Annotated in this window: 16 protein-coding genes; 13 read left to right on the top strand and 3 right to left on the bottom strand. The window is 57.1% G+C overall.

Translation table 11 applies throughout. The features are described from left to right. Position 1: 1 nt before the first annotated feature. From ACP7D9_RS00665 to ACP7D9_RS00675, 3 genes are all read right to left on the bottom strand, one after another. Positions 2-2437, bottom strand: coding sequence for a TonB-dependent siderophore receptor (locus ACP7D9_RS00665; protein WP_426155034.1), 2436 nt, complete (start codon positions 2435-2437; stop codon positions 2-4). A 119-nt stretch (positions 2438-2556) separates the two neighbouring features. After that, positions 2557-3504 carry a FecR domain-containing protein gene (locus tag ACP7D9_RS00670; RefSeq protein ID WP_426155036.1) on the bottom strand — a complete coding sequence of 316 codons (948 nt, stop codon included), beginning with the start codon at positions 3502-3504 and terminating at the stop codon, positions 2557-2559. Further along, a complete protein-coding gene (locus ACP7D9_RS00675; protein ID WP_426155038.1) occupies positions 3504-4010 on the bottom strand; it encodes a sigma-70 family RNA polymerase sigma factor in 507 nt (168 codons plus the stop codon). The genes ACP7D9_RS00670 and ACP7D9_RS00675 overlap by 1 nt, the downstream gene beginning before the upstream one ends. 570 nt (positions 4011-4580) lie before the next feature. Between ACP7D9_RS00675 and mnmG the strand changes: the two genes are divergently transcribed. The 13 genes from mnmG to ACP7D9_RS00740 all read left to right on the top strand — a co-directional run bounded on the left by mnmG (position 4581) and on the right by ACP7D9_RS00740 (position 16084). After that, positions 4581-6479, top strand: coding sequence for a tRNA uridine-5-carboxymethylaminomethyl(34) synthesis enzyme MnmG (gene mnmG / locus ACP7D9_RS00680; RefSeq protein ID WP_101159739.1), 1899 nt, complete (start codon positions 4581-4583; stop codon positions 6477-6479). Then, on the top strand, positions 6476-7120 hold the full coding sequence (gene rsmG, locus ACP7D9_RS00685) for a 16S rRNA (guanine(527)-N(7))-methyltransferase RsmG (protein ID WP_426155041.1): 645 nt from the start codon (positions 6476-6478) through the stop codon (positions 7118-7120). Before mnmG ends, rsmG begins: the two co-directional genes overlap by 4 nt. Positions 7121-7138: 18 nt before the next feature. Beyond that, positions 7139-7936, top strand: coding sequence for a ParA family protein (locus ACP7D9_RS00690; protein ID WP_016772400.1), 798 nt, complete (start codon positions 7139-7141; stop codon positions 7934-7936). 9 nt (positions 7937-7945) lie between these two features. Continuing rightward, positions 7946-8818 carry a ParB/RepB/Spo0J family partition protein gene (locus tag ACP7D9_RS00695; RefSeq protein ID WP_007960777.1) on the top strand — a complete coding sequence of 291 codons (873 nt, stop codon included), beginning with the start codon at positions 7946-7948 and terminating at the stop codon, positions 8816-8818. A 148-nt stretch (positions 8819-8966) separates the two neighbouring features. Next, the gene (locus ACP7D9_RS00700; RefSeq protein ID WP_426155044.1) at positions 8967-9374 is read left to right on the top strand and encodes a F0F1 ATP synthase subunit I; all 408 of its coding nucleotides are present in this window, start codon (positions 8967-8969) and stop codon (positions 9372-9374) included. A 16-nt stretch (positions 9375-9390) separates the two neighbouring features. Continuing rightward, the gene (gene atpB / locus ACP7D9_RS00705; protein WP_016772402.1) at positions 9391-10260 is read left to right on the top strand and encodes a F0F1 ATP synthase subunit A; all 870 of its coding nucleotides are present in this window, start codon (positions 9391-9393) and stop codon (positions 10258-10260) included. 133 nt (positions 10261-10393) lie between these two features. Beyond that, positions 10394-10651 (top strand): F0F1 ATP synthase subunit C, encoded by a 258-nt coding sequence (gene atpE, locus ACP7D9_RS00710; RefSeq protein ID WP_003097235.1) that lies wholly within the window; start codon positions 10394-10396, stop codon positions 10649-10651. Positions 10652-10709: 58 nt separating this feature from the next. Beyond that, positions 10710-11180, top strand: a complete 471-nt coding sequence (locus ACP7D9_RS00715) for a F0F1 ATP synthase subunit B (RefSeq protein WP_016772403.1) — start codon at positions 10710-10712, stop codon at positions 11178-11180. Positions 11181-11192: 12 nt separating this feature from the next. After that, a complete protein-coding gene (locus tag ACP7D9_RS00720; RefSeq protein WP_016772404.1) occupies positions 11193-11729 on the top strand; it encodes a F0F1 ATP synthase subunit delta in 537 nt (178 codons plus the stop codon). Between the two features lie 21 nt (positions 11730-11750). After that, positions 11751-13295, top strand: a complete 1545-nt coding sequence (atpA, locus tag ACP7D9_RS00725; RefSeq protein WP_101159741.1) for a F0F1 ATP synthase subunit alpha — start codon at positions 11751-11753, stop codon at positions 13293-13295. A 50-nt stretch (positions 13296-13345) separates the two neighbouring features. Further along, on the top strand, positions 13346-14206 hold the full coding sequence (gene atpG / locus ACP7D9_RS00730) for a F0F1 ATP synthase subunit gamma (protein ID WP_007911960.1): 861 nt from the start codon (positions 13346-13348) through the stop codon (positions 14204-14206). Positions 14207-14233: 27 nt separating this feature from the next. Continuing rightward, positions 14234-15613: a F0F1 ATP synthase subunit beta gene (atpD, locus tag ACP7D9_RS00735; protein ID WP_039757213.1), complete on the top strand. Its 1380-nt coding sequence runs from the start codon at positions 14234-14236 to the stop codon at positions 15611-15613. Positions 15614-15658: 45 nt separating this feature from the next. Continuing rightward, entirely contained in the window at positions 15659-16084 is a 426-nt protein-coding gene (locus ACP7D9_RS00740) for a F0F1 ATP synthase subunit epsilon (protein WP_016772407.1), read from the top strand. The last annotated feature ends 93 nt before the right edge of the window (positions 16085-16177 follow it).

The raw sequence follows: 16177 nt of genomic DNA on the forward strand, positions 1-16177 counted from the left end.
GTCACCAATTGTAGGAAACCGTACCAAGCAAAGTACGATCCTCACCCCAGTAGCAGCGGCCGGCGTCGTTGCAGCCCGACACATATTCCTTATCGAACAGGTTCTTGGCGTTCAGGTCGAGACTCCAGTGTGTATCGATCTGGTAGCCAACAGCCGCGTCAACCAACGTAACGTCGCCAGCATTCAGCTTCCCGTATAGCGAAGGGGAGGTGTAAGCAAACGCGCTGTCGAAATAACGCACACCACCCGCGACGTACAAACCTTTCAGATCACCGTCGAGAAAGCGATATTTCGCCCAGGCGGAGGCTTGATTACGTGGCACTCCGGTCATTTGGTGTCCTTTGACCAGCGACGTCGGCGCATCCTTGGTGATCTTTGCATCGGTGTAGGTGTAAGCCGCCGTGACGTTGAGGTTTTGCGTCAGATTACTGTTGAGTTCCAGTTCCACACCTTTGGCGCGGCTCTCGCCCACCTGGCGATAGGTCGAGGTCGTTGCATCGAAATAGGTGTCGTCCTTCTTGCGCAGGTCATACAGCGAGGCCGTGAATGCCGTATCCCAGCCGATCGGCTCGTACTTGAGACCCACTTCATATTGACGGCTGGTGATCGGATCAAGCGGTGCGCCGGCATTGGAAATCTGCTGCACCGGCACGAATGCCGTGGAATAGCTGACATACGGCGTCATGCCGTTGTCGAACTGATACATCACGCCGCCCTGATAGGTGAACTTCTTGTCCTCGGAGCTGATGTTGCTGCCTCGCGCCACTTTGTCGCGAAAGTCACTGTCGACCCAGTCCTGGCGCCCGCCGAGCAGGAACAGCCAGTGGTCGTACTTGCTCTGAATCTGTGCATAAACGCCTTTCATCTGTTGCTCGAGCAAGGTGTTTTGCACCGCAATCGGCGTGGTCGGGTCGCGCAGATAAACCGGGTTATACACATCGATCGGCCCGACGATGCCGGCGTTCCAGTCCTGGTTGAAGGAAGTGCGATCGTAGCTGGCGCCAAACAGCACGGTGTTTTCCAGATCTCCCGCCTGGAACTTGCCTTCCAGCTGGTTATCCAGCGAATACACCATGGATTTGTTGTAGCGATCGTAGGCGGTCATGTTCAACCGTGTGCCGAAGCCGGCGTTGTTCAGATTGCCCGGCCAGGTTTCGTGGCGGGTGATGCGCGACTGCATGTAGCGCGAGTTCTGGCGGAACTGCCAGTCATCGTTGAACGAATGGCTGAACTCGTAACCGGTGCTCCAGGTTTCCCGTTCGAAAGTATTCCAGTCCGGGTCGCCGAGCATGGTGTCTTTGGCCAACTTGCCATTGGGGTTGCTCAGCAACGTGCCAGCGGCCGGCAGGCCTAGCTCCATGTTGGTGTGATCCTTCTGGTAGTTGGCCAACAGAGTCAGCGTATTGAAATCGTCGAAATTCAGCGTTAGCGAAGGCGCGATATAAATGCGGTCGTCGGGAACGTGATCGGTCTGGGTATCGGATTTGCGCCCTAGCATCACTACACGCCCGAGGACGTTGCCGCTGTCATTGAGCGGGCCGGAGACGTCGACGCCGATCTGCCGGCGATTGTTAGAGCCATAACCCAACTGCACTTCGCCGTGAGGCGAGGCAGTCGGGCGTTTGCTGACCAGATTGACCAGACCGCCCGGTGCATTTTCGCCATACAGCAGCGAAGACGGGCCACGGAACACCTCAACCCGTTCGAGTCCGTACGGCTCGGTGCTGGTGTCATAGCGATTGCCCTGCACGCGCAGTCCATCGCGCAGCAAACCGTAGCCGTAATCGGTGGCGTTGAAACCACGGATGTAAAACAAGTCTCCCGCCAGACTGTCACCGGCGGCGAACGGTGGGGCGAAGATTCCCGGCACGTAGCCGAGGACGTCGGTGAGTGTCTGAGATTTCTGATCTTTGATACGTTGCCCGGTCACCACTGACACCGAACGCGGTGTTTGCGATAGCGGTGTACTGGTTTTGGTACCGATCCGGCTGCTCTGCGCCTTGTAGCCAACGTCGGCGGCATAATCCAGATCCATTGGATTGGCCAACTGCGCGTTGATGTTGGTCGGGGCCAGTTCCAGGGAATCTCCGTTGGGCAAGGTCTGCAGAATGTAGCTGCCCGGGGCTTGGGGCACGGCCTGTAAGCCTGAGCCTTGCAACAATTGAGCGAAACCCTGTTCGACGCTGAAGTCGCCGTTCAACCCGGCGCTGCGCAAGCGACTGGTCTGCTGCGGCGAGAACGACAGAATCACATTCGCGGCAGAGGCGAACTGGCTCAGGGCATTGTCCAGCGGACCGGCGGCAACGGTGTAACGCTGGGATGCGGTTGCAGCGAAGGCACTGTGGCTGGTGACCAGACAGGTCGCTGCGCTGGCCATCATTAAGCTGTAAGCCATGCAGTGAGGAGAAAAGCGCTGACGGAACGTGGGAAGACGCATAGGTGGATGTGCCCTGAAGGTGGCGAAGAGCCGCGTTTATCGCGATTACCTGTAGGGCCGGGTCAGGGCAAAAAAAGATAACCCTCTTTGCACTTATTTTTCCCCAAGCGTTGTTTAGATCAGGTTCTGTGGCTGATCGAGACCCAGTAACGGCTGAAATAGCGGACATTGATCGGCAACGAAGCCTGAAGGTTGGCCAGCACTGCGTCGGTCGAATCAAGCCGGAACGTCCCGGAGACCCGCAAGTCCCGCGCGCGGCGATCGCAATGCAAAACACCGCTGCGATAGCGTCCCAACGCTTCGATGACATCGCCCAAGCGCGCATTCAGAACGATCAATTGACCGTTGATCCAGGCCACTTCCGATGATTGAAAAGGATGAGTCAGGCCGACATACCGACTATCGAAATCCGTGCTTTCGCCTGCTTTCAGGATGAGCGCAGCGGTGGATGACTGCGCAGGTTGAACGCTGACTCGATCTTCCAGCACGCCGACCCGGGTCGAGCTCGACATTTGATGCACCGAGAACCGGGTGCCCAATGCCTGGATTCGACCGTCGCGGGTTTGCACGTAAAACGGGCGCTGGTCGCCAAGCTTGCCGGTTTGAATGAGGATTTCGCCCGAGCGCAAGCGAATCAGGCGCTGGGCTGCGTCGAAAGCAACATCTATGGCCGAGTCGGTGTTCAGCTTGATCTGGCTGCCATCGGCGAGGCTGACGGTCCGACGCTGGCCTACACCGGTTTTATAGTCGGCCCAGACGTATCCAAGGGATGTGCGTTGTTGGACATTCCAGCCCACGAAACCTGTACCCGCTGCAAGCAGCAACAGTTTGAGTACCTGGCGCCGTGGTTGGCCACCATTGAGGGCGCGACGTTTCAGATCCTGCGGCAGCGTACCGAGGTGGCGCTGCAATTGTTCCATCTGGTTCCACGCCGCCAGATGCGCCGGATCGCTTTCTATCCACAGCTGCCAGGCTTTTTGTTCGGCAAGGCTCGGTGGCTGGGACTGCAATTGCACGTACCAGCTGGCGGCGGTTTCGAATACCTGGCGGTTGGGGGCGATGGCCATTAATGCTGCGCCATGACAACAGCACATTCAGTCAGGGCGCGGATCATGTGTTTCTTGACTGTGGTCAGCGAAACCTTCAGCTGCAGAGCGATCTGTTGATAAGTCATGCCATCCACCTGCGAGAGGATGAATATCCGCCGTGCCCGCGTGCCAAGGCCGGCCAATGCTTTATCCACAGCGACCAGCGTTTCAATAATCAGCGCCTTATCTTCTTCGCTGATGACCAGGCCTTCGGGCCGAGCCGCCAATGTCTGCAAATACGCGGTTTCGATGGAGCACCGTCGATAGCGATCGATGACCAGACCGCGTGCGATGGTCGCCAGGTAATCCCTCGGCTCTCGAATATGCGCCGCATTGCGCGCCGCCAGAATTCTCAGAAACGTGTCATGTGCCACATCGGCTGCATCGCAGGTGTTATGCAGTTTGCCCTTGAGCCAACCATACAGCCACGAATGGTGTTGCTCGTAGATTTGCTCAATCGCAGCGGTGTGGGCGGGTAGGGACATGGGGAGGAACTGGCGAGTTAATGATAATGGCTATTATTAGCCTCTGTTACCTTCTCTCACAATAGACTTTTCACTTCCTGCTATGGCTTCCCCATGCCTCACCGATCCTTCGCTGAGGCTTTTCTGCGCCTGAAAAAACCCCTTCCGGCAATTTTCTGTGGATTAAGCTCTGTGAATAACTGCCGGTAAGGTCAGTTGATAACAGGGCTCGAAAACTGAATATAACCCGCCCTGTGGATAACCATGCTGTTCATCCACAGGCTTAAACCGGTTATCCAAGGGCCTCATTGGCACCTGAACACAGGGTTTTGAAAGTCTGTACACATTGTAAAATAAGGGCTGTGGCGATCTATCCACAGAAAGCACGCTCAGTAAGAATAAACATAAAAACAAAGGTTTTATAAATTTCTCTCTTTTTTATTCTTTTAACCTCGAGTTCTCCACAGCTGGTTAAATTTTGTTCAAAGGGTTCTTTAGAAAGGGCGAAGTCCCTATACTTGCCGACCAGGTTCAGAAACCTGAGCTCAACTATTTCCTGAATGACCTACTTAAGCAGGCACGAGGTGCGTGGTGGATTTCCCTTCCCGTTTTGAAGTGATCGTCATCGGCGGCGGTCATGCCGGTACCGAGGCAGCACTGGCGTCAGCACGCATGGGCGCAAAAACCCTGTTGCTCACGCATAACGTGGAAACCCTTGGCGCCATGAGTTGCAACCCGGCCATCGGTGGTATTGGCAAAAGCCATCTGGTCAAGGAAATCGACGCCCTCGGCGGCGCGATGGCCATGGCCACCGATAAAGGCGGCATCCAGTTTCGCGTATTGAACAGCCGCAAAGGCCCGGCCGTACGGGCCACCCGTGCGCAAGCCGACCGGATTCTCTACAAGGCCGCTGTTCGCGAAATCCTCGAAAACCAACCGAACCTGTGGATATTTCAACAGGCTGCTGACGACCTGATCGTTGAGCAGGAGCAAGTCCGCGGTGTCGTCACGCAAATGGGTCTGCGTTTTTTCGCCGACTCCGTGGTGCTGACCACCGGTACGTTCCTCGGCGGACTTATCCACATTGGTCTGCAGAATTTTTCCGGTGGCCGTGCCGGCGATCCGCCGTCGATCGCGCTGGCGCACCGTTTGCGTGAACTGCCGTTGCGTGTCGGCCGTTTGAAAACCGGCACACCGCCGCGTATCGACGGCAAATCTGTGGATTTCTCGGTGATGACCGAGCAGCCAGGCGATACGCCGATCCCGGTGATGTCGTTCATGGGCAACAAGGAACAGCATCCACGGCAGGTCAGTTGCTGGATTACGCACACTAACGCTCGCACTCACGAAATCATTGCCGCGAATCTTGATCGTTCGCCGATGTATTCCGCTGCCGGTGAAATCGAAGGCGTCGGCCCGCGTTATTGCCCGTCGATCGAAGACAAGATTCACCGCTTTGCCGACAAGGAAAGCCATCAGGTGTTCATCGAGCCGGAAGGTCTGACCACCCATGAGCTGTACCCGAACGGGATATCCACAAGCTTGCCGTTTGATGTGCAGTTGCAGATCGTGCAATCGATCCGCGGCATGGAAAACGCGCACATCGTGCGTCCGGGTTATGCAATCGAGTACGACTACTTCGATCCGCGCGACTTGAAGTACAGCCTGGAAACCAAAGTCATCGGCGGTCTGTTCTTCGCCGGGCAGATCAATGGCACCACCGGTTACGAAGAAGCTGGCGCGCAAGGTCTGCTCGCCGGGGCCAACGCTGCGCTGCGTGCCAAGGGCAAAGAAGCCTGGTGTCCGCGTCGCGATGAAGCGTACATCGGCGTTCTGGTCGACGACCTGATCACCCTCGGTACCCAAGAGCCGTACCGCATGTTCACTTCACGCGCCGAGTACCGCCTGATCCTGCGCGAGGACAACGCCGACTTGCGTCTGACCGAAAAAGGTCGCGAGCTTGGTCTGGTCGATGACGCGCGTTGGGCGGCCTTCTGCAAGAAACGCGAAAGCATCGAGCTCGAAGAGCAGCGTCTGAAGAGCACCTGGGTACGGCCGAATACCCCTCAGGGCGAGGCGATTGCCGAGAAATTCGGCACGCCGCTGACCCACGAATACAACTTGCTCAACCTGTTGAGCCGTCCGGAAATCGATTACGCCGGTCTGGTCGAGGTGACCGGGCAGGGCGCTGAAGATCCACAGGTTGCCGAGCAGGTCGAAATCAAGACCAAGTACGCCGGTTACATCGATCGTCAACAGGATGAAATCGCCCGGCTGCGCGCCAGTGAAGACACCAAATTGCCTGTGGATATCGACTACACGAACATTTCCGGTCTCTCCAAGGAGATCCAGAGCAAGCTCGGCGCGACTCGCCCTGAGACGCTCGGTCAGGCTTCGCGAATTCCGGGCGTGACCCCGGCAGCCATTTCGCTGTTGATGATTCATTTGAAAAAACGCGGCGCGGGCCGTCAGTTGGAGCAAAGCGCTTGAGTGCCCAAGTCACTTCGCAACACGCCGAAGAGTTATCCACAGGAGCCCTTGAGCTCGGTATTGAGCTCACGCATACCCAGCACGAATTGCTGCTGGGTTATCTGGCCCTGTTGATCAAATGGAACCAGGCCTACAACCTCACTGCCGTGCGCGATCCGGACGAAATGGTTTCGCGTCACTTGCTCGATAGTCTGAGCGTGATGTCGTTCATCGAAAACGGCCGCTGGCTCGACGTTGGCAGTGGCGGCGGGATGCCAGGTATTCCGCTGGCGATCCTGTATCCGGGATCGCAAGTGACCTGCCTGGACAGCAATGGCAAGAAAACCCGCTTCCTGACTCAGGTCAAACTCGAACTCAAGCTGGATAACCTGCAAGTTATCCACAGTCGCGTCGAAGCGTTTCAGCCTGCCCAGCCGTTCAACGGGATCATTTCCCGGGCATTCAGCAGCATGGAAAACTTCACTAACTGGACTCGCCACCTGGGCGACGCCGATACACGCTGGCTGGCAATGAAGGGCGTTCATCCGGCCGATGAGCTGGTAGCATTGCCGGCAGATTTCAAACTCGATAGCGAACACGCCCTGGCCGTCCCCGGTTGCCAAGGCCAACGCCATCTGCTGATACTGCGCCGCACGGCATGATTGGGAACACAAGCAAGAATGGCTAAGGTATTCGCGATAGCGAACCAGAAAGGTGGTGTGGGCAAGACCACCACCTGCATCAACCTCGCAGCATCCCTGGTCGCGACCAAGCGCCGGGTGCTGTTGATCGATCTCGATCCACAAGGCAACGCCACCATGGGTAGCGGTGTGGATAAACATGGTCTGGAAAACTCGGTCTACGATCTGCTGATCGGCGAATGCGACTTGGGCCAGGCCATGCACTTCTCCGAGCACGGCGGTTACCAACTGCTCCCGGCCAACCGCGACCTGACCGCGGCCGAAGTGGTGCTGCTGGAAATGCAGATGAAGGAAAGCCGTCTGCGTAGCGCGCTGGCGCCCATCCGTGACAACTACGATTACATTCTGATCGACTGCCCACCGTCGCTGTCGATGCTCACGCTTAACGCATTGGTCGCCGCTGACGGCGTCATTATCCCCATGCAGTGCGAATATTTTGCGCTGGAAGGTTTGAGCGACCTTGTGGATAACATCAAGCGCATCGCTGAACTGCTGAATCCGAACCTGAAAGTCGAAGGCCTGCTGCGGACCATGTATGACCCGCGCCTGAGCCTGATGAACGATGTCTCGGCGCAGCTCAAGGAACACTTCGGCGATCAGCTGTACGACACGGTGATCCCGCGCAACATCCGCCTGGCCGAAGCACCGAGCTATGGCATGCCGGCGCTGGCTTACGACAAGCAATCGCGTGGCGCGCTGGCCTATCTGGCCCTGGCGGGCGAGATGGTTCGCCGTCAGCGCAAAAATTCACGTATCGCCGCTGCCCAGCCAACTTAAGGAATCCCCATGGCCGTCAAGAAACGAGGTCTCGGACGTGGACTGGATGCACTGCTGAGTGGTCCGACGGTCAGCGCGCTGGAAGAACAAGCCGCGCAGGCTGACACCCGCGAACTGCAACACCTGCCGCTGGACCTGCTGCAGCGCGGCAAATATCAGCCGCGCCGCGATATGGATCCCCAGGCACTCGAAGAACTCGCGCAGTCGATCAAGGCCCAAGGCGTGATGCAGCCGATCGTAGTACGACCGATTGGCGGTGGCCGCTTCGAGATTATCGCTGGTGAACGCCGCTGGCGCGCGAGTCAGCAGGCCGGGCAGGAAACCATCCCTGCAATGGTGCGCGATGTGCCTGATGAAACGGCCATTGCGATTGCGCTGATCGAAAACATCCAGCGTGAGGATCTCAACCCGATCGAAGAAGCAGTCGCCTTGCAGCGTTTGCAGCAGGAGTTCCAGCTGACTCAGCAGCAGGTTGCCGAGGCTGTGGGTAAGTCTCGAGTGACTGTGGCTAACCTGTTGCGACTTATTGCACTGCCTGAGGTCATCAAAACCATGCTGTCGCACGGTGATCTGGAAATGGGTCACGCACGTGCCTTGCTCGGTCTACCGGACAATCAGCAGGTCGAAGGGGCGCGACATGTTGTCGCACGAGGGCTGACTGTGCGCCAAACCGAGGCACTGGTTCGCCAGTGGTTGAGTGGCAAACCGGAGCCTGTGGAAGCTGCAAAACCCGACCCGGACATCGCCCGCCTCGAGCAGCGGCTGGCCGAGCGCCTGGGCTCTGCGGTGCAGATTCGCCACGGGAAGAAGGGCAAGGGCCAATTGGTGATTGGTTATAACTCGCTTGATGAGCTTCAAGGTGTGCTCGCGCACATCCGCTGAAACATTTCCTCATGTAGCGTGCAGTCGGAAATCACTACCTGACAGTTGAATAGGGGCAGAACCGCCCCTATACTCTGCGCGCATTTTGTCGGCACAAATTATGCCAAGTTATTGAATTCTGGCAGCCGACCATTGGAGAGCATTTGTGATGGAAACCCGCACGCCAAACCGCTTGCCTTTCCATCGCCTGGCGGTATTTCCGGTGTTGATGGCTCAATTTGTCGTTCTGCTTATTGCCGCTTTGGCGCTCTGGCAATGGCATGGAGTCGTTGCCGGGTACTCGGGACTTTGCGGAGGCCTGATAGCCTTGCTGCCCAATGTGTATTTCGCTCATAGGGCATTTCGGTTTTCCGGCGCCCGAACAGCCCAGTCCATCGTACGGTCTTTTTATGCCGGCGAGGCAGGCAAACTGATTTTGACGGCAGTGCTGTTTGCACTGGTGTTCGCAGGTGTGAAGCCACTGGCGCCAATCGCAGTATTTGGCGTGTTCGTGCTGACTCAGTCGGTCAGCTGGTTCGCTCCCCTGCTGATGAGAACAAGACTTTCGAGACCTTAGGGCGTTTGAGGCAACCATGGCAGAAACAACCGCTTCGGGCTATATCCAGCACCACTTGCAGAACCTGACTTTCGGTCAGCTACCCAACGGCGGCTGGGGCTTTGCCCACACCGCAGCAGAAGCCAAGGAAATGGGCTTCTGGGCTTTCCACGTCGATACTCTCGGCTGGTCGGTCGCGCTGGGTCTGATTTTCGTTCTCCTTTTCCGCATGGCGGCAAAGAAAGCGACGTCGGGTCAGCCGGGTGCTTTGCAGAACTTCGTTGAAGTATTGGTCGAATTCGTCGATGGCAGCGTGAAAGACAGCTTCCATGGCCGTAGCCCGGTGATTGCACCGCTGGCACTGACCATCTTCGTCTGGGTGTTTCTGATGAACGCCGTCGACCTCGTACCGGTCGACTGGATTCCTCAGTTGGCCATCCTGATCTCCGGTGATGCGCACATCCCGTTCCGCGCCGTGTCGACCACCGACCCGAACGCGACCCTGGGCATGGCGTTCTCGGTGTTTGCACTGATCATTTTCTACAGCATCAAGGTCAAGGGCATCGGCGGCTTTATCGGCGAACTCACCCTGCACCCGTTCGGCAGCAAGAACATCTTCGTTCAGGCCCTGCTGATCCCGGTGAACTTCCTGCTGGAATTCGTCACCCTGATCGCCAAGCCGATCTCTCTGGCTCTGCGTCTGTTCGGCAACATGTATGCCGGCGAGCTGGTGTTCATTCTGATCGCTGTGATGTTCGGCAGCGGCCTGCTCTGGCTGAGTGGCCTGGGCGTTGTTCTGCAGTGGGCGTGGGCAGTGTTCCACATCCTGATCATCACCCTGCAGGCGTTCATCTTCATGATGCTGACCATCGTCTACCTGTCGATGGCGCACGAAGAAAACCATTAAGACGAGTCTCGACTAGTCTGATGTCCTTCCCGGTGAAACGGGAAGGGGCTCCTGACGGGGCATCTGAAACGATTTGTTTTACCGCTTTAATCTAAAAAACCTAAACCATACGACGTAAAAGTCGGGAGGAAAGATGGAAACTGTAGTTGGTCTAACCGCTATCGCTGTTGCACTGTTGATCGGCCTGGGCGCACTGGGTACCGCAATTGGTTTCGGCCTGCTGGGCGGCAAGTTCCTGGAAGGCGCAGCGCGTCAGCCAGAAATGGTTCCAATGCTGCAAGTTAAAATGTTCATCGTTGCCGGTCTGCTCGACGCCGTAACCATGATCGGTGTTGGTATCGCTCTGTTCTTCACCTTTGCGAACCCGTTCGTTGGTCAGATCGCTGGCTGATTACTCGGATATTCCGGGTAATTTGGTGTGATGGACAACGTAACTGCGAGGTGTTGGCGTGAACATTAATGCGACCCTGATTGGCCAGTCCGTTGCGTTCCTGATTTTTGTACTGTTCTGCATGAAGTATGTATGGCCTCCGGTCATCGCTGCTCTGCACGAACGTCAAAAGAAGATCGCTGATGGTCTGGACGCTGCCAGCCGTGCAGCTCGCGACCTGGAGTTGGCCCAAGAGAAAGCGGGTCAGCAACTGCGCGAAGCGAAAGCTCAGGCAGCTGAAATCATCGAGCAAGCCAAGAAACGCGGTAACCAGATCGTCGAAGAGGCTGTTGAAAAAGCCCGTATCGACGCTGACCGTGTGAAGGTTCAGGCTCAAGCCGAGATCGAACAGGAACTGAACAGCGTCAAAGACAAGCTGCGTGCCCAAGTGGGCTTGCTGGCTGTTGGCGGCGCCGAGAAGATCCTGGGTGCCACAATCGATCAAAACGCGCACGCAGAGCTGGTTAACCAACTGGCTGCTGAAATCTAAGCGAGGGCGATCATGGCAGAACTGACCACGTTGGCCCGACCTTACGCTAAGGCGGCCTTCGAGCACGCTCAGGCCCACCAGCAACTGGCCAATTGGTCAGCCATGCTCGGCCTGGCAGCAGCGGTGTCGCAAGACGACACCCTGCAGCGCGTGCTCAAGGCCCCGCGACTGACGAGCGCAGAAAAGGCCGCCACGTTCATTGACGTGTGCGGCGACAAGTTTGATGAAAAGGCACGCAATTTCATCAACGTCGTTGCCGAAAACGACCGTCTCCTGCTTCTGCCGGAGATCGCCGCTCTGTTCGACCTGTACAAGGCCGAACAAGAGAAATCGGTAGACGTTGAAGTGACCAGTGCTTTCGCATTGAACCAAGAACAGCAAGACAAACTCGCCAAGGTTCTCAGTGCACGACTCAACCGGGAAGTGCGCCTGCAAGTTGCGGAGGACGCTGCCTTGATTGGTGGTGTCGTGATCCGCGCCGGCGACCTGGTTATCGATGGCTCGATTCGCGGCAAAATCGCGAAACTTGCCGAAGCATTGAAATCTTGAGTTTGAAGGGGCAGCAGAGCAATGCAGCAACTCAATCCTTCCGAAATAAGTGAAATTATCAAGGGCCGCATCGACAAGCTCGATGTGACCTCCCAAGCCCGTAACGAAGGCACTGTCGTCAGCGTATCTGACGGCATCGTGCGGATTCACGGTCTGGCCGACGTCATGTACGGCGAGATGATCGAGTTTCCGGGCGGCGTCTACGGTATGGCCCTCAACCTGGAGCAGGACTCCGTAGGTGCCGTGGTATTGGGCTCCTACCAGTCGCTGGCTGAAGGCATGAGCGCCAAGTGCACCGGCCGCATCCTCGAAGTTCCTGTTGGTAAGGAATTGCTGGGCCGCGTAGTCGATGCTCTGGGTAACCCTGTTGACGGCAAAGGTCCACTGGGCAACACCGAGACCGACGCGGTCGAGAAAGTTGCTCCAGGCGTGATCTGGCGTAAGTCGGTAGACCAGCCTGTACAGACTGGCTACAAGGCTGTCGATGCCATGATCCCGGTCGGCCGTGGCCAGCGTGAGCTGATCATCGGTGACCGTCAGATCGGTAAAACCGCTCTGGCGATCGACGCGATCATCAACCAGAAAGACAGCGGCATTTTCTGCGTCTACGTAGCGATCGGTCAGAAGCAATCGACCATCGCCAACGTGGTTCGCAAGCTGGAAGAAAACGGCGCACTGGCCAACACGATCATCGTGGCTGCCAGTGCTTCGGAATCTCCTGCGCTGCAATTCCTGGCACCGTACTCCGGTTGCACCATGGGTGAATTCTTCCGCGACCGCGGTGAAGACGCGCTGATCGTTTATGACGATCTGTCCAAGCAGGCAGTGGCTTACCGCCAGATCTCCCTGCTGCTGCGCCGTCCACCAGGCCGTGAAGCTTACCCAGGCGACGTGTTCTATCTCCACTCCCGTCTGCTGGAGCGCGCATCCCGCGTTTCGGAAGAATACGTAGAGAAGTTCACCAACGGCGCAGTGACCGGCAAAACCGGCTCCCTGACCGCACTGCCGATCATCGAAACCCAGGCTGGCGACGTTTCCGCGTTCGTTCCGACCAACGTGATTTCCATCACCGACGGTCAGATCTTCCTGGAATCGGCCATGTTCAACTCGGGCATCCGCCCTGCAGTGAACGCCGGTGTTTCGGTATCCCGTGTGGGTGGTGCCGCTCAGACCAAGATCATCAAGAAGCTCTCCGGTGGTATCCGTACCGCTCTGGCTCAGTACCGTGAACTGGCGGCATTCGCCCAGTTCGCTTCTGACCTGGACGAAGCGACCCGCAAGCAACTTGAGCATGGTCAGCGCGTTACCGAGCTGATGAAGCAGAAGCAATACGCACCAATGTCGATCGCTGACATGGCGCTGTCGCTGTATGCCGCTGAGCGTGGGTTCCTGACTGACATTGAAATCACCAAGGTTGGCAGCTTCGAACAAGCGCTGATTGCTTTCTTCAACCGCGATCACGCCGATTTGATGGCCAAGATCAACGTTAAAGGTGACTTCAATGACGAAATCGACGCTGGCATGAAAGCCGGTATCGAGAAGTTCAAGGCCACCCAAACCTGGTAAGCCGCAGCGGGAGCCGCGAGGCTCCCGCTTGCTAACCTGATAGGTGTTACATGGCAGGCGCAAAAGAGATTCGCAGTAAGATTGCGAGCATCAAAAGCACGCAAAAGATTACCAGCGCCATGGAAAAAGTGGCGGTCAGCAAAATGCGCAAGGCACAAATGCGCATGGCTGCTAGCCGTCCTTATGCGGAGCGTATCCGCCAGGTAATTGGGCATCTGGCCAACGCCAACCCGGAATACCGCCACCCGTTCATGATCGACCGCGAAATCAAGCGCGTCGGTTATGTCGTCGTGAGCAGTGACCGTGGTCTGTGCGGCGGCTTGAACACCAACCTGTTCAAGGCCCTGGTCAAGGACATGGCGGTAAACCGCGAAAACGGCGTCGAGATCGATCTGTGTGTAGTCGGTAGCAAGGGTGCGGCCTTTTTCCGCAACTTCGGCGGTAACGTCGTTGCAGCTATCAGCCACCTGGGTGAAGAGCCGTCGATCAATGATCTGATCGGCAGCGTCAAGGTGATGCTGGATGCCTACCTGGACGGCCGTATTGACCGCCTGTCCGTGGTGTCCAACAAGTTCATCAACACCATGACGCAACAGCCTACCGTGGAGCAGTTGATTCCACTGGTGGCAACCCCGGATCAGGATCTCAAGCACCACTGGGACTATCTCTACGAACCGGATGCCAAAGAGCTGCTTGACGGCTTGATGGTCCGTTACGTCGAGTCGCAGGTCTACCAGGCGGTGGTCGAGAACAACGCGGCTGAACAGGCTGCGCGGATGATCGCGATGAAGAACGCTACCGACAACGCCGGTGATTTGATCAGCGATTTGCAGCTGATCTACAACAAGGCGCGTCAGGCTGCGATCACCCAAGAGATCTCGGAAATCGTCGGCGGCGCTGCCGCGGTTTAACGGTTCAAATATTCAGAGGATCCAGCTATGAGTAGCGGACGTATCGTTCAAATCATCGGCGCCGTTATCGACGTGGAATTTCCACGCGACAGCGTACCGAGCATCTATAACGCGCTGACTGTACAAAGCGCGGCCGCAACCACTCTGGAAGTTCAGCAGCAGCTGGGCGACGGCGTGGTGCGTACCATTGCGATGGGTTCCACCGAGGGCTTGAAGCGCGGTCTGGAAGTCAGCGACTCTGGCGCAGCCATTTCCGTACCGGTCGGTAAAGCGACCCTGGGCCGGATCATGGACGTCCTCGGCAACCCGATCGACGAAGCTGGCCCGATCGACACCGAAGAGCGCTGGGGCATTCACCGCGCAGCTCCTTCGTTCGCCGAGCAAGCAGGCGGCAACGACCTGCTGGAAACCGGCATCAAGGTTATCGACCTGGTTTGCCCGTTCGCCAAGGGCGGTAAAGTCGGTCTGTTCGGTGGTGCCGGTGTAGGCAAAACCGTAAACATGATGGAACTGATCCGTAACATCGCCATCGAGCACAGCGGTTATTCCGTGTTCGCCGGTGTGGGTGAGCGTACTCGTGAGGGTAACGACTTCTACCACGAGATGAAGGACTCCAACGTTCTGGACAAAGTGGCACTGGTTTACGGTCAGATGAACGAGCCGCCGGGTAACCGTCTGCGCGTAGCACTGACCGGCCTGACCATGGCCGAGAAGTTCCGTGACGAAGGTAACGACGTTCTGCTGTTCGTCGACAACATCTATCGTTACACCCTGGCCGGTACTGAAGTATCCGCACTGCTGGGCCGTATGCCTTCGGCAGTAGGTTACCAGCCGACCCTGGCTGAAGAGATGGGCGTTCTGCAGGAACGTATCACTTCGACCAAGGAAGGTTCGATCACCTCGATCCAGGCGGTATACGTACCGGCGGACGACTTGACTGACCCGTCGCCAGCGACCACCTTCGCCCACTTGGACGCCACCGTCGTTCTGTCCCGTGACATCGCTTCCCTGGGTATCTACCCGGCGGTAGATCCACTGGATTCGACTTCGCGCCAGCTGGACCCGAACGTGATCGGCCAGGACCACTACGACACCGCTCGCGGCGTTCAGTACGTTCTGCAACGTTACAAAGAGCTGAAAGACATCATCGCGATCTTGGGTATGGACGAACTCTCGGAAGCCGACAAACAGTTGGTTAACCGTGCTCGTAAAATCCAGCGCTTCTTGTCCCAGCCGTTCTTCGTGGCTGAAGTCTTCACCGGTGCTTCGGGTAAATACGTTTCCCTGAAAGACACCATTGCTGGCTTCAAAGGCATCCTCAACGGTGACTACGACCACCTGCCAGAACAAGCGTTCTACATGGTTGGCGGCATCGAAGAAGCGATCGAGAAAGCCAAGAAACTGTAATCCCGGCGCCCGGCAACGGGCGCTAATTTAGGTTGAGGCAATCAGATGGCTATGACAGTCCATTGCGATATCGTCAGCGCGGAAGGGGAAATCTTTTCCGGCCTGGTCGAGATGGTGATTGCGCACGGTGCACTGGGTGATCTTGGTATCGCTCTGGGTCACGCGCCGCTGATCACTAATCTGAAGCCAGGTCCGATCCGCCTGATCAAGCAAGGCGGGGAAGCCGAGGTGTTCTACATCTCCGGTGGTTTCCTCGAGGTTCAGCCGAACATGGTCAAGGTACTTGCCGATACCGTGCAACGTGCTGCTGACCTGGATGAAGCTCAGGCGCAGGCCGCTCTCAAGGCTGCCGAGAATGCCCTGAACGAAAAAGGCGCGGACTTCGATTACGGCGCCGCTGCCACACGTCTGGCCGAGGCTGCAGCTCAGCTGCGCACCGTCCAGCAGATCCGCAAGAAGTTTGGCGGTTAATCCGTCAGCCGCTTGTTGTGCGATTGATAAAAAAGGGTAGCCTCGGCTACCCTTTTTTCTTTTCCGAATTCAAACCCCGGTCGCAGTCGCTGA

The organism is Pseudomonas sp. TSRC2-2 (assembly GCF_049897785.1).
Classification (GTDB): Bacteria; Pseudomonadota; Gammaproteobacteria; order Pseudomonadales; family Pseudomonadaceae; genus Aquipseudomonas.

What these genes read in the sequence shown, in the direction of transcription:
- ACP7D9_RS00720 (WP_016772404.1), top strand. Translation starts at nt 11,193, where the DNA reads ATGGCAGAACTGACCACGTTGGCCCGACCTTACGCTAAGGCGGCCTTC.
- atpD (WP_039757213.1), top strand. Translation starts at nt 14,234, where the DNA reads ATGAGTAGCGGACGTATCGTTCAAATCATCGGCGCCGTTATCGACGTG.
- ACP7D9_RS00675 (WP_426155038.1), bottom strand. Translation starts at nt 4,010, where the DNA reads ATGTCCCTACCCGCCCACACCGCTGCGATTGAGCAAATCTACGAGCAA.
- atpE (WP_003097235.1), top strand. Translation starts at nt 10,394, where the DNA reads ATGGAAACTGTAGTTGGTCTAACCGCTATCGCTGTTGCACTGTTGATC.
- ACP7D9_RS00740 (WP_016772407.1), top strand. Translation starts at nt 15,659, where the DNA reads ATGGCTATGACAGTCCATTGCGATATCGTCAGCGCGGAAGGGGAAATC.
- ACP7D9_RS00670 (WP_426155036.1), bottom strand. Translation starts at nt 3,504, where the DNA reads ATGGCCATCGCCCCCAACCGCCAGGTATTCGAAACCGCCGCCAGCTGG.
- ACP7D9_RS00700 (WP_426155044.1), top strand. Translation starts at nt 8,967, where the DNA reads ATGGAAACCCGCACGCCAAACCGCTTGCCTTTCCATCGCCTGGCGGTA.
- ACP7D9_RS00690 (WP_016772400.1), top strand. Translation starts at nt 7,139, where the DNA reads ATGGCTAAGGTATTCGCGATAGCGAACCAGAAAGGTGGTGTGGGCAAG.
- atpG (WP_007911960.1), top strand. Translation starts at nt 13,346, where the DNA reads ATGGCAGGCGCAAAAGAGATTCGCAGTAAGATTGCGAGCATCAAAAGC.
- ACP7D9_RS00665 (WP_426155034.1), bottom strand. Translation starts at nt 2,437, where the DNA reads ATGCGTCTTCCCACGTTCCGTCAGCGCTTTTCTCCTCACTGCATGGCT.
- ACP7D9_RS00695 (WP_007960777.1), top strand. Translation starts at nt 7,946, where the DNA reads ATGGCCGTCAAGAAACGAGGTCTCGGACGTGGACTGGATGCACTGCTG.
- atpB (WP_016772402.1), top strand. Translation starts at nt 9,391, where the DNA reads ATGGCAGAAACAACCGCTTCGGGCTATATCCAGCACCACTTGCAGAAC.
- atpA (WP_101159741.1), top strand. Translation starts at nt 11,751, where the DNA reads ATGCAGCAACTCAATCCTTCCGAAATAAGTGAAATTATCAAGGGCCGC.